The organism is Halorubrum sp. Atlit-28R, from assembly GCF_003665955.1.
GTDB lineage: Archaea > Halobacteriota > Halobacteria > Halobacteriales > Haloferacaceae > Halorubrum > Halorubrum tropicale.
The window spans coordinates 1-499 of the sequence record NZ_QPLS01000158.1 but is presented as its reverse complement, the minus strand read 5'-3'; the positions used below and the strand labels follow the sequence as shown (position 1 = coordinate 499).

2 pseudogenes are annotated in these 499 nt (G+C 55.7%); both read left to right on the top strand.

The annotated features are described in order from the left end of the window. Positions 1-180, top strand: a pseudogene (locus DVK06_RS19445) (transcriptional regulator TrmB); the annotation flags it as partial. Positions 181-191: 11 nt separating this feature from the next. After that, positions 192-499, top strand: a pseudogene (locus DVK06_RS17310) (hypothetical protein); the annotation flags it as partial.

Sequence of the window (499 nt, the reverse complement as noted above, 5' to 3'; positions counted from 1 at the left end):
ATACCGTACGCCAACGGGAACATGTCGGAGCGAGTTGCAGCCCGGGAACTCGACCTTCAGCACGCCTTCGCAATTGCCGTGTTACAGGCACTACGAGACGTCGTCCTCGATATGGAATCGATCGATCCCTATTTTGACGAGATTCGGGACGCTAATGAGAATCCGACGATTGAAGGCTGACTACGAGAGCGATGGGTGAGCCGTTCAACCCGTTGCAGAATTCGGTGACGTGGATCGCGGATACAGGATTGTTCATCGCGTGTGGTCGCCAACAGAACAACAAGTACACGGCTCTCGAACGCTTTGCTCAACGGAACGATCTCACATTTGTCATTCCGCAGCGAGTCTACGACGAGCTCGGTGGTGCGCCGAGGCGAAGTACGCCGGGACAGACTCCGATCAATAGCGCCATTGATGCCGGTTGGGTTACAGTCGCCGACGAGCCTGACTACACGAACGGCACCGTGTCACAAGTGATGGACGACGTTCGGTCGTACAT